The 21,862-nt window shown below is 65.5% G+C and carries 18 protein-coding genes; 5 read left to right on the forward strand and 13 right to left on the reverse strand.

Annotated features, from left to right (window positions below; all coding sequences use genetic code 11):
* Positions 1 to 32 precede the first annotated feature (32 nt).
* Positions 33 to 575 carry a cytochrome P460 family protein gene (locus M9921_12505; GenBank protein ID MCO5297669.1) on the forward strand — a complete coding sequence of 181 codons (543 nt, stop codon included), beginning with the start codon at positions 33 to 35 and terminating at the stop codon, positions 573 to 575.
* Between the two features lie 136 nt (positions 576 to 711).
* Here the strand turns inward: M9921_12505 and M9921_12510 are convergent, their stop codons facing one another.
* Positions 712 to 2,631 (reverse strand): hypothetical protein, encoded by a 1,920-nt coding sequence (locus M9921_12510; protein ID MCO5297670.1) that lies wholly within the window; start codon positions 2,629 to 2,631, stop codon positions 712 to 714.
* 175 nt (positions 2,632 to 2,806) lie between these two features.
* Between M9921_12510 and M9921_12515 the strand changes: the two genes are divergently transcribed.
* Positions 2,807 to 3,490, forward strand: a complete 684-nt coding sequence (locus M9921_12515) for an ABC transporter permease (protein MCO5297671.1) — start codon at positions 2,807 to 2,809, stop codon at positions 3,488 to 3,490.
* Here the strand turns inward: M9921_12515 and M9921_12520 are convergent.
* The 7 genes from M9921_12520 to M9921_12550 all read right to left on the reverse strand — a co-directional run bounded on the left by M9921_12520 (position 3,487) and on the right by M9921_12550 (position 12,569).
* Positions 3,487 to 5,805 (reverse strand): hypothetical protein, encoded by a 2,319-nt coding sequence (locus M9921_12520; protein ID MCO5297672.1) that lies wholly within the window; start codon positions 5,803 to 5,805, stop codon positions 3,487 to 3,489. The genes M9921_12515 and M9921_12520 overlap by 4 nt on opposite strands.
* Positions 5,802 to 6,869, reverse strand: a complete 1,068-nt coding sequence (locus tag M9921_12525; GenBank protein ID MCO5297673.1) for an LptF/LptG family permease — start codon at positions 6,867 to 6,869, stop codon at positions 5,802 to 5,804. Before M9921_12525 ends, M9921_12520 begins: the two co-directional genes overlap by 4 nt.
* Entirely contained in the window at positions 6,866 to 7,669 is an 804-nt protein-coding gene (locus M9921_12530; GenBank protein MCO5297674.1) for a hypothetical protein, read from the reverse strand. The genes M9921_12525 and M9921_12530 overlap by 4 nt, the downstream gene beginning before the upstream one ends.
* Before the next feature lie 2 nt (positions 7,670 to 7,671).
* Entirely contained in the window at positions 7,672 to 8,343 is a 672-nt protein-coding gene (gene plsY / locus M9921_12535) for a glycerol-3-phosphate 1-O-acyltransferase PlsY (protein ID MCO5297675.1), read from the reverse strand.
* Complete coding sequence (locus tag M9921_12540) at positions 8,340 to 10,985, reverse strand: hypothetical protein (GenBank protein MCO5297676.1); 2,646 nt, start codon at positions 10,983 to 10,985, stop codon at positions 8,340 to 8,342. The genes plsY and M9921_12540 overlap by 4 nt, the downstream gene beginning before the upstream one ends.
* The gene (locus tag M9921_12545; GenBank protein MCO5297677.1) at positions 10,982 to 11,701 is read right to left on the reverse strand and encodes an endonuclease III; all 720 of its coding nucleotides are present in this window, start codon (positions 11,699 to 11,701) and stop codon (positions 10,982 to 10,984) included. The genes M9921_12540 and M9921_12545 overlap by 4 nt, the downstream gene beginning before the upstream one ends.
* A gap of 100 nt (positions 11,702 to 11,801) precedes the next feature.
* Entirely contained in the window at positions 11,802 to 12,569 is a 768-nt protein-coding gene (locus tag M9921_12550; GenBank protein MCO5297678.1) for a PEP-CTERM sorting domain-containing protein, read from the reverse strand.
* Between the two features lie 190 nt (positions 12,570 to 12,759).
* Between M9921_12550 and M9921_12555 the strand changes: the two genes are divergently transcribed.
* Entirely contained in the window at positions 12,760 to 13,158 is a 399-nt protein-coding gene (locus M9921_12555; GenBank protein ID MCO5297679.1) for a hypothetical protein, read from the forward strand.
* On the opposite strand, the gene M9921_12560 is transcribed toward M9921_12555, so the two are convergent.
* On the reverse strand, positions 13,155 to 14,114 hold the full coding sequence (locus M9921_12560) for an SDR family oxidoreductase (protein MCO5297680.1): 960 nt from the start codon (positions 14,112 to 14,114) through the stop codon (positions 13,155 to 13,157). The two genes, M9921_12555 and M9921_12560, sit on opposite strands and share 4 nt — an antisense overlap.
* A 51-nt stretch (positions 14,115 to 14,165) precedes the next feature.
* On the opposite strand from M9921_12560, the gene M9921_12565 reads away from it, so the two are divergent.
* Positions 14,166 to 15,239, forward strand: coding sequence for a sugar phosphate nucleotidyltransferase (locus M9921_12565; GenBank protein MCO5297681.1), 1,074 nt, complete (start codon positions 14,166 to 14,168; stop codon positions 15,237 to 15,239).
* 60 nt (positions 15,240 to 15,299) lie between these two features.
* On the opposite strand, the gene M9921_12570 is transcribed toward M9921_12565, so the two are convergent.
* Both M9921_12570 and M9921_12575 read right to left on the reverse strand, forming a co-directional pair.
* Positions 15,300 to 16,334: an NAD-dependent epimerase gene (locus tag M9921_12570; GenBank protein MCO5297682.1), complete on the reverse strand. Its 1,035-nt coding sequence runs from the start codon at positions 16,332 to 16,334 to the stop codon at positions 15,300 to 15,302.
* Between the two features lie 2 nt (positions 16,335 to 16,336).
* Positions 16,337 to 17,620, reverse strand: coding sequence for a glycosyltransferase family 4 protein (locus M9921_12575; protein ID MCO5297683.1), 1,284 nt, complete (start codon positions 17,618 to 17,620; stop codon positions 16,337 to 16,339).
* Between the two features lie 48 nt (positions 17,621 to 17,668).
* Here M9921_12575 and M9921_12580 point away from each other — a divergent pair, with 48 nt between their 5' ends.
* Positions 17,669 to 19,885, forward strand: a complete 2,217-nt coding sequence (locus M9921_12580) for a hypothetical protein (protein MCO5297684.1) — start codon at positions 17,669 to 17,671, stop codon at positions 19,883 to 19,885.
* A gap of 17 nt (positions 19,886 to 19,902) precedes the next feature.
* On the opposite strand, the gene M9921_12585 is transcribed toward M9921_12580, so the two are convergent.
* Both M9921_12585 and M9921_12590 read right to left on the reverse strand, forming a co-directional pair.
* The gene (locus M9921_12585) at positions 19,903 to 20,814 is read right to left on the reverse strand and encodes a glycosyltransferase (protein ID MCO5297685.1); all 912 of its coding nucleotides are present in this window, start codon (positions 20,812 to 20,814) and stop codon (positions 19,903 to 19,905) included.
* Entirely contained in the window at positions 20,807 to 21,781 is a 975-nt protein-coding gene (locus M9921_12590; GenBank protein MCO5297686.1) for a glycosyltransferase family 2 protein, read from the reverse strand. The genes M9921_12585 and M9921_12590 overlap by 8 nt, the downstream gene beginning before the upstream one ends.
* Positions 21,782 to 21,862 lie beyond the last annotated feature (81 nt).

The following is a 21,862-nucleotide window of genomic DNA, read 5'->3' on the forward strand; positions in this document are numbered from 1 at the left end:
TGTTAGTATGAGACATGGTGCACAGGCCGTTTGTGGCTCTCCTTGGCATGGGCGGGGTGTTGGCTTCTGTTTCAGCCCTCGCCCTGTTCCGTGGCCAGAACCCCTCGCCCCCAGACCGCCTTGGCGAGGTGAGGATGTTTCACACGTGGACCCGGGTGAACCCCGAGCCCGTGGAGATCGGCTACAGGGCGGACGCCTTGTGCGTCAACCCGAGCCCCGAACTCAGACACAAAGCAGAGTCCAACCCGCACCGCTTCAAGACCATCACGGTTTGGGTGAACGCCCAGGGCAAGCGCACGATGATGCGGGGCGGGACGTTTCCCGTTGGCAGCGTGATCGTGAAGGAGAAGCGCCAAGAGAAGACCGGACCGGTCGAACTCTCCACGGTCATGATCAAACGCCCGAGGGGTTTCAACCCCTCTTGCGGAGATTGGGAGTTCGCCGTGCTGGACCGCTCGGGGGAGAAGGTGCAGGCCCGGGGAAAGCTCTCCACGTGCCAGGCTTGCCATGTGGAACAGGTCAAGACCGACTACGTGTTCCGTGGGTACGTGCCGAAGAACCCCGATCCGAGATGAGCCGGCACGCCCGTCAAGCGGGCGTGGCACCCAACCCTCCCCCCCCCTTCGCCCCCCCATAGCGTTCTTTGCGTTCCTTGCGTGAAACCCTCCCCCCATAGCGTTCTTTGCGTTCCTTGCGTGCCCCCCTCCCCCCTCAACGCACTTCGAAGAGCAGGCCCGACCGGAACTGCGCGACGAGTTGCAGGTCTCCCGCCCGAACCGCATCGGCCAGGAGCACTTTCCAACGGGTCTGGAACTGGTTCAGGAGCGCCTGCCGCTGCTCCTCCGGGAACGCGTTCCCTTCGGCGAGGCCCATCGACGCGAGCCACGGGCCCACGAAGCCGGGATCGGCCACCACCGGGCTCAGGCTCACGTACACGTGGGTGAAACCCTGCCGCTTGAGCGCGGCGGCGTACTCCCCACCCGTGTCCAGTGCCGCGTAAGGGATCTCGCTCGAGTGGCCGGGATTGGCCCAGAAGTAGGGCACGTCGAGGAAGTAGCCGAACACCTCGTCGTACAGCGCCACCTTGCCGCCCTTCACCTGCTCGTTCAACGCTTGGCTCGGGGCGTAGAACGGCACGCGTCGCGTCAGGAACTCCTCGCGCGTGACCCGGCCCAAAGCCACGGGCAGACGGTCGTCGATCAGCAGGGTCTTGATCATCCATAACGAGTACGCCGCCTGGAGAGCGACGACGCCCGCCAAAACCGGCCCGGCGCGCAAGCGCACCGCCGCCCCGCCGGCGAGGATCGAGAGCGGTACGGCGAGGGTGAGGATGTACCGGCTCTGCTGGCTGAGCACGAACCAGAGCGCGAGGCTCAGCAACACCGAGGCGAGAACCGCGGCCTCCAAACGACGCCCCCGCCTCAGCCCCGCAAACGCCCACAAGAAACCGCCCGCCAACACCGCGACGCCCAGCGTGCCCAGCGGGTACTGCCCGCGGTTGATGAACGGCTCCGAGGCGGCGGCCAGCCCCACCACGGCCTCGCCAAAGGCGGTCAGATCGCGGCCGGATTCGGTCCTGCCGACACCGAACGACTGCTGTTCGTCTCGGTACACGTCGGCCTGGGGCTGGGACCAGTTGCGCCCCCCAAAGCGTTCGAAGAAGAACGGATAGACCGGGTTCCCCGTCCACGCGACGTTCTTCGCGTACCAAGGCGCGGCAAGGACGACCGCCAGGACGCCCATGAGCGCGGCCGCGCGCACGCCTTCGCGGAACCGCCCCAGCACGACCGCTCCGGCGCCCAGGACGGCAAGCCCGACGGCCAGCGACTGGAGGCCCGTGTACTTGGAGCCCATCGCTAGCCCGAGGCCGAGCCCCGCCAACACGGGCGGCGTACGGTCCTCCGATTGGTCCAGCCACGCTGCCACGAACCAAAGGCCCAACCCCGCGAACAACCCGTGGCCGATGTCGATGTAGGCGGTTCCGCTCTCCCAAAGCACTGCGGGTATCCCGGCGAAGCAGAGGGCCGCCCACCACCCCGCCCGGGCGCCCCAACGACCCCGCGCCAACCCGAACAACGTCGCGAGGCCGAGCCCGAAGATCGCCACGGAGAACGCCTTCGCTCCGGACTCGCCGCCCCACTGCAGACCCCACGCGTACAGCAGGTCGATCGCGAGCGGGAAGTTCGAGTGATGGATGAAGCTCACATAAGAGATCTGGCCCGCCGCGATCCACATCTTCGGCACGGCCAGGTGGTACGCCAGGGAGTCCCAATCCGACATGTCGCTGGGGGTGATCGCCCCCACCAGCGCGAAGAGCAGAGCGAGCGCGAGCGCCGCGACAAACGCCCACTCGCCCCCCTCGGGTTTGGCACCTCTCAGTTCGCCCTTCCGCCGCCATCCGACCGCAAAGCCCCACAGCGAGAGCGCGAGGGGGAGCCCGAGGCCCCACTTCAGCCCCCCTGGAACCAAACCCACCAGCAACGAGGCGGTTCCGAGCAAGCCCAAGCCGAACAGGCCGCCCACGCCCCACGCCGCCGCCGGGTCCAACTCGTCGAGCCAGCGACTCAACATCGAGCGCCCCCATGCGGCCACTCCCGCGCACACCGCGAACGTGATCAGGGCACCCAGCATGGGCTTAGTATGGTTTGTGGTTTGTGGTTTGTGGTTCCTTGCGTGCCACCATGGCTTTGGGTAACGTCCCCTCGTGGGGCGGTATCGACGGGTCTATCGCGCGTTCTTCAGCAGCTCTCTCGCAAGGGAGCTGGAGTTTCGTGCAAATTTCTTCGCCAAAGTTGGTGAAAACCTGGTGTGGACGGGGTTCTTCGTCCTCATCGTCCTCGTGATCTACCGGAACACGGACAGCGTCGCGGGCTGGTCCCGCGGAGACGCGTTTGTGCTCATCGCAAGCTGTTTCCTGTTGGAATCTCTTCACTCGGCGTTCTGTTTTTCGCTCCTCGAAATCCCCGAGCAGGTGCGCAAGGGCACGCTGGATTTCGTGCTGGTGAAGCCGGTCGATCCCCAGTTCTGGGTTTCGCTCCGTCGCTTCAACTTCAGCCAGGGCGGAACGATGCTGGCGGGCGTGGGCCTGCTGATCGCCGGGATGGTCATGACCGGGCAGCATCCCTCGCCGGCACAGTGGATCGCCTACGTCTCCCTGCTTCTCAGCGGGCTGATCCTCTTCTACTCGTTCAACCTCGCCCTGATGACGCTCGGGATCTGGTTGGTTCGTGTGGACAATCTCTGGGTGCTCAGCGAATCGGTGCTCCAGGTGTCCCGCTTCCCGCTCGACATCTTCGGCGTCTCGCTGCGGCGGTTGCTGACCTACGCCCTCCCCCTCGCCTTCATCGCGACTATCCCGACGCGCCAGCTCATCCAGGGGTTGGACGTGCCGATGCTGACCCTTGGATTGGTGTGGTCCCTGGGTGCCTTGGCCGCCGCCAGAGCGTTTTGGAAGTTCGCGCTCACGCGCTACCAGAGCGCGTCGAGTTAGAAATCGCGGCCGGTGCCGCCGCCGATCGCCTGGCCCCGCTGGCCGGTGCCGTAGCCCGTATTGAACGGGAACGCCTTCAGGCGGAAGAAGAAGTTGATCTCCCGCCCGCTGCGGAAGCCGAGCGGGTTGTCGATGATCTGCAGGACCGCTTCGGCGCAGTGCAGATCGTAACGGAAGTCGAAGTGGCGGGCCTCGAACTGCTTGAGGTAGCCGTTGTACACGAGGTCGGTGCTGGCCTGGAACCGGCCCCACTTGAGGTTCAGCACCGAAACAGCGACCTGGCCCCACTGCTTCCGGATGCCGTCGTACCGGGCGCTGGCCCGCACCAGGGTGGCCCCGGGCTTGTACGCCACGTCCAAGCGCAGGTTGCTCCACCCCTTCTGGTACGGGTCGTAGGTCGAGTTCGCCCGGAAGAGCAGCCACTTCGCCGGCTCGTACTCCACCCGAACGCCCACGGTCTGCCAGTTGGTGCTCGAGAGGTTCTTGCCCAACAGGTCGTAGCCGGTCTGCACCGCCAGAAGCACCGTGGGCACGGGACGGATGTTGATGTCGGCGAACACCTGGTGGTACTCGCCGCTGCGGTCGAGTTGGAGCGGGGAGAAGCCGAACGGGCGCAGGTAGTTGTAACGCACGTTCACGCCCGTGTCCTTGCCCAACTTGTAGCGGGCGTTCGCTCCCATCCCCACGACGTACTGCGCGGTGTCGTCGCTGTAGACGCCTTGCCGGAACTTTCCGTCCCAGTTGAACGTGAACTTCTTGCCGCTCGTGTCCGGGCGCTGAAAGGCAAAGTCGAAATAGCCTCTCGAGATGCGGCTGCGGGATCTCGAGTCCACGAACTCTCCCAACGAAAGCTGCGTTTGGAAGGGCATTCCGAGGCCTGCCCGCTCGCTTCCGAACATCTGCTGCGAACTGGACCGGAGGGTGAAGACTGGCGTCCGGTCCGAAGCGCTGAAGAAGTTCGTCGTTTCGCCCACCGGAATGCTCCGGATGTACTCCAACTCCGCGGTGGCGCGCTGGAGGTCCTGCTGGCCCCGAAAGCGCACGTCGAGCTGTTGGCGTTCGATCGGCGTGCCCGACGAGAACTCGCTCTTGTTCGCCACCAGGTTGAGATCCAGCGTCGTGCGCAGGGCCTTCGACCACGTGCGCTGGTCGGAGAGCGTCGTCGTCTGCTGCTCGAACGAGAAACCCGGGCTGTTGTTCCCCGTGCGCATGAAGCTCAGCCGCGTGTTCGAGGCCCCTTGTCGGTACATGAGGTTGCCCCTGGTGCTGAGCAAGGTGCTTTGGGGGGCCGTCAGGTAGTTGTTGCGCTGATACTCGTTGGACACGTCGATCGTGAACGCGCCGAAGGTCTGCGAGTGGCGGTTCGACGCCTGCAGACTTCCTGGGCCGCCCGTCAGGCCGAACACTTGGATCTGGCCGCTCGATTTCGCGTGCTCGTACCGATAGTCCGCGCCCAGCCCGCCCCCGAGCTTGGTGTAGTAGTCCACGCGCGCGTCGAGCGAGGTCCTCGGCGACGGCAGCGGCACCCCGGTCCGCGTGCGCACGTAGTAGCCCTCGTCGCGGCTCTGGCCCACGTCGGGGAGATACCGGTCCGAGTAATCCTCGAGCGGAATCGACACGTAAGGCAGCCGCAGGATGCGATGGTCGAGAATGCGGATCTCCACATCGCGAAGGATCAGTCGCCGGCCTGGACGGACGGTGGCGAACCGCGAATCCAGCACGTAGTGCGGGTGGTCGAGATTGCAGGTGGTGAAGTACGACTGCGACGCGAACGCTTCGCGCTCGGAACCGTACGTCAGCTTCCCTCCCAAATACACGTCGTCGAGGGTCCTGCCCTTGAGGAAGCTGGGACGGAGCTGCGCTTCGCCGTCGGTGGCGCGAAACGACCGCTCCTTGAACATGACCTGGACCGCCCCGCCGGTCACCACCGAGTCGATCCCGATGAGCTTGACTTGGCCCGTGAGGAAGAACACCTGCGTGTCGAGGTCTCCCTCCACGCGGTTCGCGAATATGTCGTACCCTTCGTACTGCACATGCACCCCGCCATCGAGCACGATCTGCTGCCCGACTCGCTCCACCGTGCCGGTTTGGAGGATCTGGAGCGTTCGGTCTTGGCTCTGCGGAGGGGGAAGGGCGCCCGATTTGGGAGGCAGTCCGGGAAAGCCGGACGGCTCCTGGGGATCCAGACGGGGCGGCGGTTTGATCAGTCCTCGATCGGTCAGAACCCGAAATCCCGCGCTGATCGGGGTCGTCGGTAACTGGGCAAGGGCCAGGCCGGCGAGCCCGAGGCAAGGCGTGATCGCCAGGGCTCTCACTCCAACCTCCGAAGGCCGATCAGACCCAAGACCGCAAACAACACGTTGGGCAGCCAAGCCGCCACCACCGGACTCAGCCACCCTTCCTTTCCGAAGATCTCCGTCGACACGACGTGCACGTTGTAGTAGAGAAAAACGAGCACGATGCTGAGGAGCACCCCCACGAACCCGCTCCGCGAGAGCCAGATCGCAAACACCGGCCCGACGATGGCGAACACGAGGCACGCGGCCGGCACGCTGTAGCGCACGTAATACGCGACCCGCAGGGATCGCGTGTCCCGACCGAAGCGCTCGCCCTCGTCGATGGCCTTCTGCAACTGGGCCGCGGTCTGCTCTTCGGGCGCGGGATCGAGGAAGAGCTGATCGACCGTGATGGGCTCTTCAATGCGGAAATCGCGCACCTGGAAGTGCTGCACCCGCTCGCCCTTGAACGTCCAGATGCGGGCCTTGGGAAGGCTCCAGTTGCCCTTCTGGTAATCCCCGAAGTCCGCGAGGTAGAAGACGATTTCGCCGACCCGGGGACGCTCGACGAGCATGACGTTGGAAAGCAGGATCGAACCGTCGGGCGCGCGGTTCACCGTCCCGATAAACGCCGTGAACGCGCGCAGCCGCACCGTCACGTTGGACTGGAACTCCGGCCCCGCGCTGAGCAGGGCGACCTGCTGTTCCACCTTGCGCGCCTCGCGTTGAGCCACGGGCACCACGCGCTCCACCAGGTAGAAGTTGGCGAGGGAGACGACGAGGCCAAAGGCCGCCACGGGCAGGATCACGCGAAGCAGCCGCACCCCGGCGCCGCGGATCGCCGTCAGCTCCGATTCGCGCGCGAGGCGCGACATCGCCAGCGAGGACGCGAGCGCCATGCCCACCGGGAGCGTCATCACCAGATAGCTGGGTGTGCGGAACATCAGGCTTTGGAGGATGGCGGACGCCGGCACGGACTGCAGCGAGAAGGCCTTGAACTGCGCGATGAGCTGGTTTGCCTGGAACATCAGCACCACGGCGATCGTGCCGATCAGAAATGGCACCACCAGCTCGCGCAGGACGTAGCGGTCGAGGTGTTTCACAGCACGACCTGCCGCCTCTCCGGCCGAAACGCAAGCCACAGCACGCCGCCCACCAGTGCGAACAAGACGACGATCGCCAAAACCGCCACGACCGGCGGAAGCGCCGCGGCCGCCGAAGGAATGCCGACCATCGCCAAGATCGCAGAGATCCACACCGCGACGAGCTTGCGGGCGGTCCGATCGCCGCTCCACCGCCCCTGCGCCCAGTCCAACAGGAAAGGCGCCCGGCACCGGCTGCAGTACAGGTCTCCGGGACCGTTCGACTCGCCGCACGCCGCGCAGACGATCGGGCGGGACGCGTCGGGGTAGGCGCCTTGAGCCTTCCACTTCGCCGCTTCCCGCAACTCGGCGGTGAAGTGGGCTTCGGGCAATCCGTGCAACGCCGCATAGGCGATTGCGGCCGCGTGGCCCGGAAGGCCCTTCTGCGCGATCACCCGCGCGATGCGGAGGCGCGCGCCGACGTTGTCCGGCTTCTCCTTGAGCGCGTCGTGCGCGCTGGCCAACGACTCGTCGTCGATCCGGGCGAGCGCGCGTCGGTCCAGGGCGGCGCGCAAGCTCGGAAACAGCACCACACCGAGGACGGCGACCATCAGGAAGACCGGCGACAAGGCGGGGGTGGGAGGGTTCAGGGTGAACCCGCCGAGCACGAAGGCCGCGATGACGCCGGGGATTCCGAACACCACGTCGATGTCGCCCTGGATCATCCAGTGCACGAGGGAGATCACCCAGATCGCGACGGGAATCCAGACGACGCAGCCTCCGAAGAAGACCAAAGGGTGCTCGGTGATGCGCTCGAGCATGGCTACTTCTCGGACGCGCCTCCCGGGTCTTCCGGTGCGTCTGCCAATGGACCTCCCCGTTGCGAGGCCGCCTTCTCCTTCGAATCGCTCAGCGAGAACTTCGCTTCGGTCCCGGCGAGGAGGCGCCGGATGTTGGGAAGGTGCCGGACCGTCACCCACACCCCCAGCGCCCCAAAAACCCCCATCAGCGTGGCCGATCGTCCGTACAGCAGGCCGAAGCCGATCATCGCCACGGCAGAGACGACCGAGGACAAACTCACGTAGCCGCTGAGTCCGAACGAGATCAGGAACGCGCCGAAGGCCGAGAGCGCGACCGCGGGGCTGCTTCCGAGAAGGGCGCCCAGGCCCGTGCTGATGCCCTTGCCACCCTTGAAATTGAGGAATGGGGAGAGCGAGTGCCCAAGTACCGCGAACAAGCCCACGGCCAGCGCCCACTCCTCAGAACCCGTGCGGGCCCGGACGATCATCGCCGGCACCAAACCCTTCAGCACGTCGAGGACAAACACCAAGAGAGCCGGCTTCTTGCCAAGCGCGCGGTAGACGTTGGTGGCCCCCACGTTGCCGCTTCCGACCTGGAACAGGTCGACGCCGTACCGGCGCGCGGTCAGGACCCCGAAAGGAACCGCACCCAGAAAGTAGGCGAACACGAACCAGATAGCCAACTCGAATGTCATGCGTTCAGCCGCTCCAACCCCTCTTCGTAGATGGTCCGCACCGTTCCCGTGACCTGCCCGTGGAATGCAAGAAACGCGTTGCCGGTCTCGAATCCCATTCCGTGGGCGAGACGATCGAGTTTATCAGGATTCTCGGGGACAAGATCGCCGGCGTAGTCGAGCAGCGCCAACCGATTCCGAACGTCGAGCAAGTGGGCGCGGCCCTCGACCAGTTCTGAAAACTCCACCGCGTTGATGAGGTGCGCCCTGCTGAGCGCACGGAGTCGGTCGAGCATCGTCGTCGCCTCACCCGCCGCGGTCGCGGTCGGATAGCGCATCTCGTAAAGGTGGACGAACCACTCGATATCGCTTAGCCCGCCGTGACCCAGCTTTACGTGCCGATGCACGTGTTGGGGCATGACCCGCTCGCTCTCGATGCGCTTCTTCATGGCGACGAGCTCCTTCATGCGCGGGGGCGAAAGCGGCATGGCGTACGCGGCCCGGAGGAGCTCGGCGGCGGCGCGGGAGGCGGCATGGACGGGTCGCGAGAAGCCCAACGCGAAGCGCTCCCACATCTCCATCCGCTCGAGTTCGTACGCCCGAAGCCCCTCGTAGGTCCTCACGAGAAGCCCCTGCCGGCCCTCGGGTCGGAGCCTGAGATCCACGCCGGGCACGGCGCCGAGGCGGCGGAGTCGAGCCAGCATCGCGATGAACTGCTGGGCCTGCAGCTCGGCCTCATTCTGCAGCCGGGGGTCCTCGACGAGAAACACCATGTCGAGGTCGGACCCGAAGCTTGAGTCGGTCAGCGCGTAGCTGCCCAGGGCAACGAGATCGAACGTCGCGTAGAGGCGCGCGTGGCAGTGGCGCAACGCCGCATCCCAAAGCCGGCACAGCTCGACCCCCAGTTGCTCGTCCGATCCGAGGAGCCAGCGGGTGGCCAACGTCGCCTTGGCCGACACGAGCGCGTCGGCGACCTGGTCCAGCGGGGTGTCGGGCGGGAGCTGCGCGATGCGCGCGGCGACGTCCTCCAGCTCTTCGATCTCGCCGCTGAGGATGCGCTCGGTCAGCGCGGTCGATTGCTGGAACGTCGGAACGAGCACTGGGGCCTCTTCCAACAGCCGTTTCACGCGTCCCAGGCTGCCCTCGTTCTCGGAAAGGCCACGGTAGAACGCCTCGCTTGCCGGCAGCGCATCGAACCAGGTGCCCGCCGCGGGGGCCAGCGCACCCAGCCATCCGAGCACCGAGTCCCGCGGGGGCCCGCCCGAGTCCAACGGCATGAGGATGCGGCGGAACAGCTCGCGCACGGCCCGCCGGTGGCGCGACAGGGTTGCCTCGAGTTCAGCCCAGTCCGCCATGCCCGTGATGCGGGCGAGGTGCTCCCGGGCCTCGGGCTGACTGGGGATGCGGTGCGTCTGCTGGTCCCCGACGAGCTGGCAGCGGTGCTCGACCTGGCGAAGGAACCGGTAGGCGTCGATAAGCGCCTCGCCATCCGAATCGGGGATTCGGCCCGCCTTGACCAGCGCGCGCAGGGCGTCGCACGTGGCTGGCTCCCGCACGGAGGCGTCCGCATGCCCATAGACCATCTGCAGCACCTGGGTGAGGAACTCGATGTCCCGGATGCCGCCCGAACCCCGCTTGAGATCGTCTTCCGGCGCGTGCTCTTCGATGCGCCGTCTCGTCGCGAGAATCTCCTGGAGGGCAAACTCGCTGAGTTTGTGGCCGAAGGTCGTGCGCTCGACCATCGTGTTCCATCGTTCCGGCAGTCCCTCCGGGCCCATCAGGGGGCGCGACCGGATGAGGGCTTGGCTCTCCCAAAGCTCGGCGTGCAGATCGTAGTAAGCCTCGACGGAACGCATCGAACGCACGATCGGTCCCGCGCCCCCAAAGGGGCGCAAGCGCAGGTCCACCCGGTACAGGGAACCCCGACCCATGCGCTCGCTGAGAGCGCGCCCCAACAACTCGCAGAACCGCTGGAGGTGCTTCTCCAACGCATCGTCGATATCGTCGACGTGCACGTACACGAGATCGACGTCGGAGCTGTAGTTCACCTCGCGGCCACCCAGCTTGCCGACCGCGACCACCATCATCGGACACAGCTCGGGCACCTCCTTGCCTTGGGCGAAGTTGGCCCACGTGGACTCCACGGCGAGGACCAACAGCGCATCCGCGACGTCCGACAGCGCGCGCCACACCGTTTCGGGCTCCCACAAGCCGGCGAGATCGCAAACCGCGATGGGAACGGTCCATCGCTGCTTCAGGAACCGAAGCCGATCTCGACGGTACGCGTGCGACTCGGCGGCTTGGAGCAACGCCCTGCCCTCGCGCTCGATGGAGGCGCGTTGCGGGACGACCGTAAGCTCCGAGGGGTCGAGCACGAGCGATGCCAACTCCGGGTTCTGGATCAGGGCATCGGCCAGGGGCTGGCTGGCGCCCAAGAGGAGCGCCAGCGGTGGGGCCAGGCGGGGGTGCTGGGCCACGTGTTCGAGCGTGGTGCCGGGGCTTGAGCTGGCCATGATCCAGCGATCGAAGTTCGTGAGGGCCGCGTCGGGAGCCGGGCATTCGGCGAACGCTCCGGTCCAAAGGGGACCCAGATCCAGATCGGTGAGCGCCTGCAGCCGCTCGATCGACTTTCCCGCGCGTTCTGGATCGGCGAACCCCTTCATGAACGCTTCTTGCCCCTCCGACGCTGTTGCAGCTCCTTGCGGCGCTTCTCCGGACCGCCCTTCTGTTTCCAGCGGCAGAGGTCGGGCACGGCGCACTCCTCGCACAGGGGAAGCGGGGCCCGGCACGTGAGCCGCCCGTGTTGGATCAGGGAGGTGTGGAACCGGAAGGCGAGATCGGGAGCGACCAGCCGAAGGAGCGCGTCGTGGGCCTTGGCCTCTCCCAGGGTCTCCGGGATCATCCCAAGTCGCCACGCGACGCGGTACACGTGGGTGTCCACCGGGATGGCGCCCATCCCGAACGAGAAGCAGAGCACGATCGAGGCGGTCTTCGGACCGACGCCGGGCAACGACTGGAGCCAGGCGCGGGCGTCGAGCATGGGCATGCCGCGCAGCGGCTCCAGCGTGTACGCGCCGTTCCGTTGGTGGATCTCCTGAAGGCAGCGCACGATGTTGCGCGCCTTCTGATTGGCCAGCCCGGCCGTCCGCACGGTGTCCGCAACGCGCTCAGGCCCGGCGTCGACCACGTCTTGCCACGTCTCGAACGTGGCCCTCAAGCGCGTGAACGCCGGGAAGCTCTTGGCGTCGGTGGTGTGCTGGCTGAGGATGCAGCTCACCAGCTCCTCCAGCGGGTCGAACCGGCTGATGAACCGGGGGCGTCCGTAGACGGCCTCGAGTCTCGAGACCAAGCCTTCGATGTCGGACGACCGCCAGCGCATGGGGAGTTAGCTTACACGGGTTCAAAGGAGCGAGGGCCCAAAAACAAAGCCGCGGTCTCGAAGGCTCGAGACCGCGGCGTGGTGCGCCAACGAACGGACGTTACGCCTTTTTGCGTCGGCGAAGGAGCGCCGCCGCGCCGAGGCCGAGAGCCATCATCGTGGCAGGCTCCGGAACGGGCTGGCCGTCGATCCAGAACGGCACGTCCTGGGCTTCGCCCGAACCGTTGTCGATGCCAGGCACCCAACCGGGAACGCTCGGGTCGAACTGCTGCGAGTTGGTGCTGCCGGACGGTTTCAGTTGTCCGGCGGCCGTCAGCGGAGGAGCCCAGGGGCCCGACGCACCCGTGCCCGTCGCCTCGATCGTCAGCCAGTAGGTACCCGGATCCAGGTGCACGTTGGCAAAGGTCGAGACGACCTTCTGGACCTGGCGAGTGTCATCGTTGGCGGCGGGAGCCGTGCGGTAGATGTTCGTGTACACCGCGCTCTGGAACGTCCCCGAGAACAGGAGCGAGCCCACGGCGCCACCGTTGTTCGCGTGAATTTCAACGGTCGTTCCGTTCACGGATCCCGTGGCCCCGGCGGTGCCGGTGCTGCCTGTCATATAAAGGAAGTTCGTGACGCTGGTCACGTTCCAGCCACCGGCGCCGACGGTGAAGTCGTCGGCCATGATGAAGTCGAGCGCCGTCCCGAATCCGTAGAGGATGCCGGGGTCCGTGATCCGGCTGTAGAACCCACCCGCCGCTCGGGTTTCCGTAGCGAGCCCCTCGGGGCCCATGAGCCCACGGCCATCCGCGTTGTTGAACAACGACTGGGCGCCGACCACCGACACGGTGGCCATAGCGGCCAAGACAAACAAAGACTTATTCAAACTTCTCTCACCTCTCCTACCAGCCGGCTGAGAGGACCGGCCGGGAAATGGAAGCACACAATCGCTGCGCACCTGCACCTAGAGTATAGGCCAAGAGAGCGAGATTTGGAAGTGTCAATCGCCCAATTCGGCAAGGCTGGCATAATTGCCGGTCCCAAGGGTCCTCAGGCAACTGTGCCAGACTATGCGCATGAAGATCCTCCACTTGCTGGCGTGGACCGTGCTCGCCGCTCTGCTCGTCGGCTGCTCGAAGAACCCCATCGTCGGTACGTGGGAGGGATCGGACCCGACGATGCCCACCACCGCCGCCGCCACGTTCCAGTTCGACGGGGACGGGACGTACACCACCTCCGTCACGATTCAAGGAATGTCCCTCGCGGTCAAGGGCAAGTACACGTTGGTCGAGAAGACCCTGACGATGACCCCGGAGACGCTGGAAGCCTCCGGCAACGCGCTCGCCGAGATGGCCAAGGACGCCTTCGCCAAGAGCGAGAAGAAGCCGATGACGAGCACGGTCGAGTTCAAGGACAACGACCAGATGACGCTCACCGTCAACGGCGCCACGACGACGCTGAAGCGGAAGAGTTAGGGGGACGGGAATCGGGAATCGGGAGTCGGGAGTCGGTCTTTCACCGATGCGATGGTCTTTGCCAGGCCTACTTCCAAAGTTGTCTCCGCCTCCCATTTGAGAACGTTTCGGGCGCGCGTCAGGTCGGGGCGACGTTGCCTGGGATCGTCCTCGGCTGCGGGTGCGAACACGATCTTGCTGGACGAACCCGTCACCCGCTTCACCGCCTCGGCGAACGCCAAGATGGTCATCTCGTCGTCGTTTCCTAGGTTGACGGGGTCGTTGAAGCGGGCGTGCGCCAGTTTCCACACCCCGTCGATGATGTCGTCCACATAGGCGAACGAGCGCGTCTGGAGCCCGTCGCCGTAGACGGTCAGCGGTTCGCCCGTCATCGCCTGGCTCACGAAGGAGGGCACGGCGCGCCCGTCGTCCAGGCGCATCCTGGGTCCGTAGGTGTTGAAGAACCGCGCGATCCGGGTGTCCAGGCCGTGGAAGTTGTGGTACGCCATCGTCATCGCCTCCGCGTACCGCTTCGCCTCGTCGTAGACTCCTCTCGGCCCGATCGGGTTCACGTTGCCCCAGTACGTCTCCGGCTGGGGGGTGACGAGCGGATCCCCGTAGACCTCGCTGGTGGACGCGAGCATGAAGGAGGCGCCCTTGTGCTTGGCCAGGCCCAGCGCCTTGTGGGTGCCCAGCGCCCCGACCTTCAACACGGGAATGGGATAGCGCACAAAGTCGATCGGGGATGCCGGGCTGGCGAAGTGGAACACCCAGTCCACGTCCCCTTCCACGTACACGTACTCCGTCACGTCCTGCTTGACGAAGTGGAAGTTCGGATGGCCGAACAGGTGCCCGACGTTCTCTAGGTTGCCGGTGATCAGGTTGTCGATCACGATGACCGACCAGTCTGCCGCGATCATTCGGTCCACCAGATGGGAACCGAGGAACCCCGCTCCCCCCGTCACAACAGCTCGCATGGGTGGTTCGATTATGACCAAGCCGATTGCGCTTTCCCCATAATGGCGACCGTGGATACGATTGCGTTCATCATGGCCGGCGGTGTGGGAGAGCGGTTCTGGCCCCTCTCGCGGGCCCGGCGCCCGAAGCAGCTCCTTCGACTCGGCAGCCGCGACGCCACGCTGCTCGAAGAAGCCGTGGCGCGGATCGAGCCGTTGGTCGGGCGCGACCAGATCTTCGTCGCCACGGGGCGCCTTCTCGCGACGCCCGTCGCGGAGGCCCGTTGCGTGCCCGAGGGGAACGTGCTGGCCGAACCGGCGAAGCGCAACACGCTGGGGTGCCTCTGCTGGGTCGCCGCCAACGAGTTGGCGCGGGGCCGGGAGGATGCGGCCCACGCGGTGCTCACGGCCGACCACAAGATCGGCGACCCCGAGGCGTTCCGCACGTCCGTGGCCGCTGCTGTCGAGACCGCGCGCGCGACGGGAGGGCTCGTGACGCTAGGGATTCGGCCGACGCGTCCGGAAACGGGCTACGGCTACATCGAAGTCGACCACGGAACGACCCTGCCGACCGGGGCCTTCCGCGTCGCGCAGTTTCGCGAAAAACCCAATGCCGAGGCGGCACGGGAGTATGTGGATTCCGGGCGTTTCCTGTGGAACAGCGGCATGTTCTTCTGGACCCTGCGCGGGTTTCTCGCCGAACTCGAACGCGCCCAGCCCGAGGCGTTCGCCACCACGCTTCGGATCGCCGAGCGGCTGCGGGCCGGGGATGCGTCGGGAGCCGAATCGGCGTTCGAGGATCTCCCGTCGATCTCGATCGACTACGCCCTGATGGAGCGCGCGGAACAGGTGTGGGTGCACGAGGCGGGATTCGCGTGGGACGACCTCGGGGCCTGGGACTCACTCGGCCGAAGCCTCGGCTCGGACGAGGGGGGAAACACGCAGGTCGGCGACGTGCTGGCCGTCGACTGCCGCAACACCACCCTCCTCAACGAGCAGAAGGGCCAACTCCTCGCGGCGATCGGCGTCGAGGATCTGGCGATCGTCTGCACGGCCGACGCCATCCTCGTCGTGCCGAACAAGGACGCCCAGCGCGTGCGCGAGATCGTGGAGCGGCTGAGGGCCGAGCGGCCCGAACTGATTTAGGTTTGTGGTTTGTGGTTTGTGGTTTGTGGGCCCCAACGACAAACGACAAACGACAAGCGATCACCGATAGTAGTCCCGGTACCAGTCGATGAACCGTTGAATCCCCACTTCGATCGGGGTGTCCGGATGGAAGCCCACGTCTCTCGTGAGATCGTCCACGTTGGCGCTGGTGGCGGGGACGTCCCCGGGTTGCAGCGGCAGCAAGTTCTTCTCCGCCTTCATCCCCAGCGCGTCCTCGATCGCCTCGATGAACCGCATCAGCTCGACGGGGTTGTTGTTGCCGATGTTGTAGATCTTGTACGGGGCGCGGCTGGTCCCGGGATCGGGCGCGTCTCCCGACCATTCGGGGTTGCCCCGCGCAGGCCGGTCCGTGACGCGCACGACGCCTTCGACGATGTCGTCAATGTACGTAAAGTCGCGCTGCATCTTCCCGAAGTTGTACACATCGATCGGTCGACCTTCGAGGATCGCCTTGGTGAAGAGGAAGAGCGCCATGTCCGGACGGCCCCACGGGCCGTAGACGGTGAAGAAGCGAAGGCCCGTGGTCGGCACCCCGAAAAGGTGGCTGTACGTGTGGGCCATCAGCTCGTTCGCCTTCTTGGTGGCGGCGTAGAGGCTGACCGGGTGATCGACATTGTCGTGGACCGAAAAGGGTTGCTGGGTGTTCGAGCCGTACACCGAGGAAGAGGATGCGTACACCAGGTGGCGGACCCCGTGGTGGCGCACCGCCTCCAGCACGTTGACGAATCCGACGAGGTTGGCGCTGACGTACGCCTGCGGATGGAGGAGCGAGTAGCGCACCCCGGCCTGCGCCGCGAGGTTGACCACCGCGTCGAACCGTCCCTGCGCGACGATCTCGTTGACGGTCTCCGCGTCCTCGAGCCGCTCCCGGTGGAACACCCAACCGGGTCTTCCCTCGAGTTGCGCGAGCCGGGCTTCCTTCAGCGCGGGGTCGTAGTAGTCGTTCACGCAGTCGAACCCCGCGACCGCGCGCCCTTCGTCGAGCAACCGTTTGCACACGTGGAACCCGATGAAGCCTGCAGCTCCCGTGACCAGCACCCGTTCGGCGCGTTGAGACGTCGATTCGCTTGCCATGCTCATCCTCCTGTGGACATCCTCTCTTGTTGGGCGTGCTCGATCACCTCGGTGAGAATCGCCTCGGTTCGATCGAGGATCCGTTCGATGGTGTAGTTCTCTAGGATCACTTGCACACCTCGGGCCGCAAGGCGCCATCCAAATGGCGGATCGTCGAGGACTCGCTCGATGCAATGGGCGAGTTCATCGCTGTCTTCCTTGTCAAAGACCAGCGCCGATTCCTCGTGGACAACAACTTCGCGCGAGGAACCGTCGGCGCTCACGATGAGCGGTGTGCCGCTGCCGAGCGCTTCGATAATCGTGTTCGCGAAGGGCTCGCCAAAGGTCGACGCACTGATGAAAGCGGTGGACGATGCCATCGCCTCCAAGAGCTCCGCTCGGGACAGTCTCCCAAGGAACGTCACCCGATCCTCCATTCCTTCGTTCTGGATTTGCCGGTGCAGGTCCCGAAGGTAGGCGTCGCCCGACTGGGCGACAAGGTCCAAATTGTCGGCCCCCCCGGCAATGGCAAGCGACCAAGGAAGTTCCGGGCGCCTCCGAGCCAACTTGCCCAAAGCTTCGATTGCTCGGTGGAAGCCTTTGATCGGCGAGATCCTGCCTGCCATGAGTAACCGAGGAGGGACCACCCTTTGCCGCTCAACGTCGGTTCGGGGGGCGAACTCGATCCCCCTCGGAATAATCGCTCGCACACCGGTTCCCCGATTCGGCGCCTCGAAGAATCCCGCCGCCTCCCCTTGTTCGATCAGAAAGCGACTCACGTAGCCCAGGTAGCGGAGGTCCACCTGCTCCTCCATCTTAAGAAGAGCGCGGCGGGCGCGCAAGAACACCGACTCCTTTGGCGCGCGGACGTAGCGGGCTTCGAGGTAGCCGCCTCCTTGGTGGAAGAACGCGGGGATGCCCCGCCTCGTGAACGGCAGGGTCGTCGCGGGGCCGATCAGGCTCATGCCAAAGCAGTACGCGATGTCGAACTCGCGACCTGTCAGCCAGCGGTCCGTGGCCCTGACGTTGTGACGCAGCGCCGACACCTCTCCGATCAGCGCCTTCAACAGCTTGGGCTTGCCTGCGAGGCCGGTCCACTCGCTGCTCCACGGCGGAGCCAGCCTCAGGACGCGGTGCACCCATTCGGGAGGCGGTTCGTTGGGCACGAACCCGGGACGGTACCGACTGGTGAGAACTTCGACCTGATGTCCGCGCCCCCGAAGCCCGTTGGCGACCTTGAGCGCGTTGACTTCCAGCCCGCCATCCGAGTCTGGAGGAAACATGTTGCTGATCAGGGCGATGCGCATGGCGGCGGGCCTCATTGTATCTGGGGAACCCAAGGGAGTACTCAAACCATGGACCGTGCCAAAGGCCCTCGCCGCAGCAGGAATCCCATCGATTCAGGCATCCCTACCGGCTGGTGGTTCTTCCGGATACGGAACGACTCCACCATGGCACGCACGGAGTTGTTGGGAGGGGTGGTGTTCACCTTGGGCCTGCTGGCGGCAGGCGCGAGCGCCCAGTTGGTTTCGGAATCGAAGGTGCTGGATCCAAACCAGCTCTTCAACAACGGGTACCTCACGACGTTTCAAGCGTCGGTGAGCCGGGATACCTCGCACGGAGACCAAGCGGGTCTCAACGTGTCGTTTCCCAACCAATGGGCTTTGGTCGGTCAACGCTGGAGCTCGGCGAGGGATTGGTCGACGGCCAACGCGTTCGGCATCAAGATCGAGAATCTTGAGAACTCGCCTGCGCGCCTTGTGCTTCGGTTCGAGAAGAGCGCCGACTACTCTCAGGCGGAACAGCAACTCGTGGTGGTCCCCGCGCTGCAGACGGTGCAGATCGTGTACGACCTCGATACCTCCGACGTGCGCGCCTTGGGTCTCAAATCGCTTCCATCGGCCTACATCACTCCACACGTGCACCTTGCCCCGACCTCCAACGTCAACCTTCGCCAGATGTTCGGGTGGCAGATCTACAACAGGGGAACCAACCCGGTCCGCCTCAAGGTGTGGGACGCCAAACTCCTCCAAGTCGAAACTCATCCGGTCGGACTGATCGACCGGTACGGGCAGCCCGCTTTCGGATCGTGGGCCCGAAAGGTGGGCAGCAACTCGGACCTGGCTTCCCAGCGCTCCGCGGAAGACGCCGACTTGGCCGCCAACCCCGGCCCTGGGGGGCTCCAGGGATCGAACACGCTTCCCACCCAGGCGCCCTCGAACAAGTGGCGGACCCTTCGCCTTCCGTCGGGTCGTTGGTATCTGGTGCACCCTTCCGGGAAGCTGTTTTGGAGCATGGGCATCACGACCGTGCGCCATGAAGAGGGCACGCCGTTGACCGGCCGGGAGCAGCTCTTCACCCAATTGCCGCTCCGAACTCCGGAGAACCCGCACTACGGAACGATCCTGCGCAACGGGCAGTCGATCGAGACGGTCAACTTCTACACGGCCAACCTCGAGGCGAAGTACGGCTCGAACTGGCGCACGGCGTTCGCTTCCCGGGCCTTGCAACGCGTGAAATCATGGGGCTTCAACACCCTTGGCGATTGGGCGGACCCGAGCATCCTTCCCCAGTCGGACGTCCCCTACCTCTTGGGAATCACCACCAACGAGTTCCCGACGCGGCTTCCGACGACCATCAACTCCCGCACGCTGCCGGATCCGTTCGACCCTTCGTTCCAGGGCTTCGTCACCAACCGCCTCGCGACGGCCATTGCCGGCCACAACGGCCGCCCCGAGTTCATGGGCGTGTACGTCGACGGCGAGCTTCCCTGGGGAGCGATGGACACGAATCGCAACCGGGACCTCGTCGCGTTCATGGCGATGAACGCGCCGGATTCCCAACCGGCCAAGCGGGTGCTGATCTCGATGCTTCGGAACAAGTATCGATCCATCAGCAGGCTGAACCGCTCGTGGGGCACGTCGTTCTCGAGTTGGTCCACCATCACCGATCCAGGCCTTGACATCCGTCCGATCGCGCACTCCGATTGCCGCGAGTTCGCCGCCGCCTACGCGCTGCAGTACTTCCGGGCGGTCTCCAACGCATTTGACGCAACGGGGTGCACGGGGCTCTATTTCGGATCCCGAGAGGGGTGGCAATCCACGCCGGAGGTCACGAAGGCCGCCGCCCGTTACGTGGACGTCTTCTCCATGGGCATCTACCAGCGTTCTGAGCTTGTGGATTGGAACTTCGGCGAGATCGACAAGCCCGTCATCGTCAGCGAGTTCAGCTTCGGTGCCACGGACCGCGGGAGCTGGAATCCCGGCCCGGTCTCGGCCACGTCGCAGCTCGACCGCGCGAACATGATGCGCGACTTCTATCTGACGGCGCTGCAATCGAACAAGGTCGTCGGCGCGCACTGGTTCCAGTACGTGGACCAGCACGCGACAGGGCGGTTCGACGAGGAGAACTACAACATGGGGTTCCTCTCGATCACCGACACGCCCCAACCCGAGATGATCGACGTGGCCCGCTCGATCGGCGGGTCGCTCTACTCGATCCGCGGGATCGGCGGAACGCCCCCGCTGGGGAGACCCGTGGGTCCCCTGCTTGGTCGCCCCGGAGGACGCTAGACGCGTGGCGGTGGAATTCAGCGCGCTCGGAATGGGCGGGCGAGCTGGTTCCACCCAAAGCGCAGGGCCCAAAGCAAGAAGTAGGGGATCGAAGCCGGACGTTTGCGGGCGAACTCGAACATCACGGCCCACCGCCGGGCGCCCCGCTCCTCGAGACGGACCCGGTTCATCATCATCAGCAGGTTGTTGAAGAGGGCGTGCCTCGAGTCGATCCAGTAGGTCCAGCCATCGTCGGCGATGGCCCGGTTCTTTCTCATAACGGCGACCGCCATGTCCCACATCGTCGTATGGCCGCGCGACATCGAGCCCGGCGCCTCGCGAACGTCGGCACCGGGGATGGGGTCGTACACGAGCCGATACCGTTTCGAGATCCGGATCTGAGAGTCCCAATCCTCGCACGCCCGCAGGAACGGATCGTAGAGGCCGCACCGCTCCAGGGCCGAACGCCTGAGAATCGTTCCGCACGTCGCCCCCCAATTGCCCCTCACGAAGTTGCGGAACTGCGGATCCGGGGGCGAGTCCCGTCGCATGCCCTCGCGTCCGGTGTCCCGCAGCGCTGGATCGACGAAGCGCACGTTGCCCGTGATCATGCCGGACTTGGGATCGGCGAGGAGCAACGCGACCCGCCGCTCCAGACAGTCGGGGTGAAGCCGATCGTCCGAGTCGAGGATGGCGACCAACTCCCCGCGACCCGCGAGGATGCCGGCGTTCCGCGCACCTGAAAGGCCCGTGTTCGGCTGCTCGAGGAGCCGGACCCTCTCGCCATACGAGCGCGCTACCGCGCTCGTGTCGTCCGGGCTCCCGTCGTTGACGACGACCACTTCCACGTTGGGATACGTCTGGGCGAGCGCGCTCTCGATGGCGTCGGGCAACCAGTGGGCCTGCTTGTAGCACGGAATCACGACGGTCACGAGCGGTTGGTCAGCCATGCCGAACCTCCCGAACCCGGAGGGGTCCCGTCCCGAAAACCCACAAGACGCGATTCCAGACGTAACGGACCGCCCAGACGACGAACAAGGGCGCAACGCAAGGGCGCTTCACAAGCAGGCGTCCGAACGCCCGCGCCTTTCCAACCCCGCGCGTCTCCTTCAGGATGTTGCCGAACACGCTGCCCGCCACCTGGTTGAACCACCCCGCAAACGCATCGATCCGGTACCGGAAGTCGTTCGAAGCGTAGGCGCGGTTCTTCCGCAAGACCTGCAGCAGCGAATCGACCATGACGAGATGGTCGCGCGACATCGACCCGGGAAGTTGACGGTAGTTCGCACGCATCGCGGGCTCGTACACGTGTCGAAACCGCCGGGTGACCCGCATCTGCATGTCCCAATCCTCGCACGCGCGCAGGAACGGATCGAACATGCCGCACACCTCCAAGGCGCGGCGGGAGAGCAGAAGGCCGCAGGTGGGCGACCACGCTTCGCGGATGTAGAGGGAGGGCGAACCCACCTTCGGGGTCCGCCAGCGCTGCTGATCGTCCGGGTAGGGGTTCAGGTGCTCGTCCACGAGGCGGAACCCCCCAGCAACGATGCCCACCGACGGGTCCTCGAGGAAGAAGCGCACCCGTTGCTCCACGCAATCGGGATCGATCGTGTCGTCGGCGTCCAGCACCATTACGTAGGGAGCGGAGGAGGCGCGAATGCCGGCGTTGCGGGCCGCCGCCAGGCCGGCGTTTTCTTGGGTGACGACGCGGATGCGGTCGCCAAACGCGGCTGCCACAACCGCCGTTTCGTCGGTCGAGCCATCGTTCACCACGATGGCTTCGACGTGGGGGTAGGTCTGGCAAAGCACGCTCTCCACGGCGTCGCGCAGATAGCGACCCTGGTTGTAGCAAGGTATAACGACCGAGACCGCGGGGGCCTCTGCGGGCGTTGCCGCCGATCCCTCTTCTTCGCTCATCCGCCCAGCCATGGTGCAAACATCGGTCCAAACCGTCCCGTGCCCGTGTCGAGGGGCAGGAGACCCCATTATGGGGGACCG

This window comes from Fimbriimonadaceae bacterium, from assembly GCA_023957775.1.
Lineage (GTDB): Bacteria > Armatimonadota > Fimbriimonadia > Fimbriimonadales > Fimbriimonadaceae > JAMLGR01.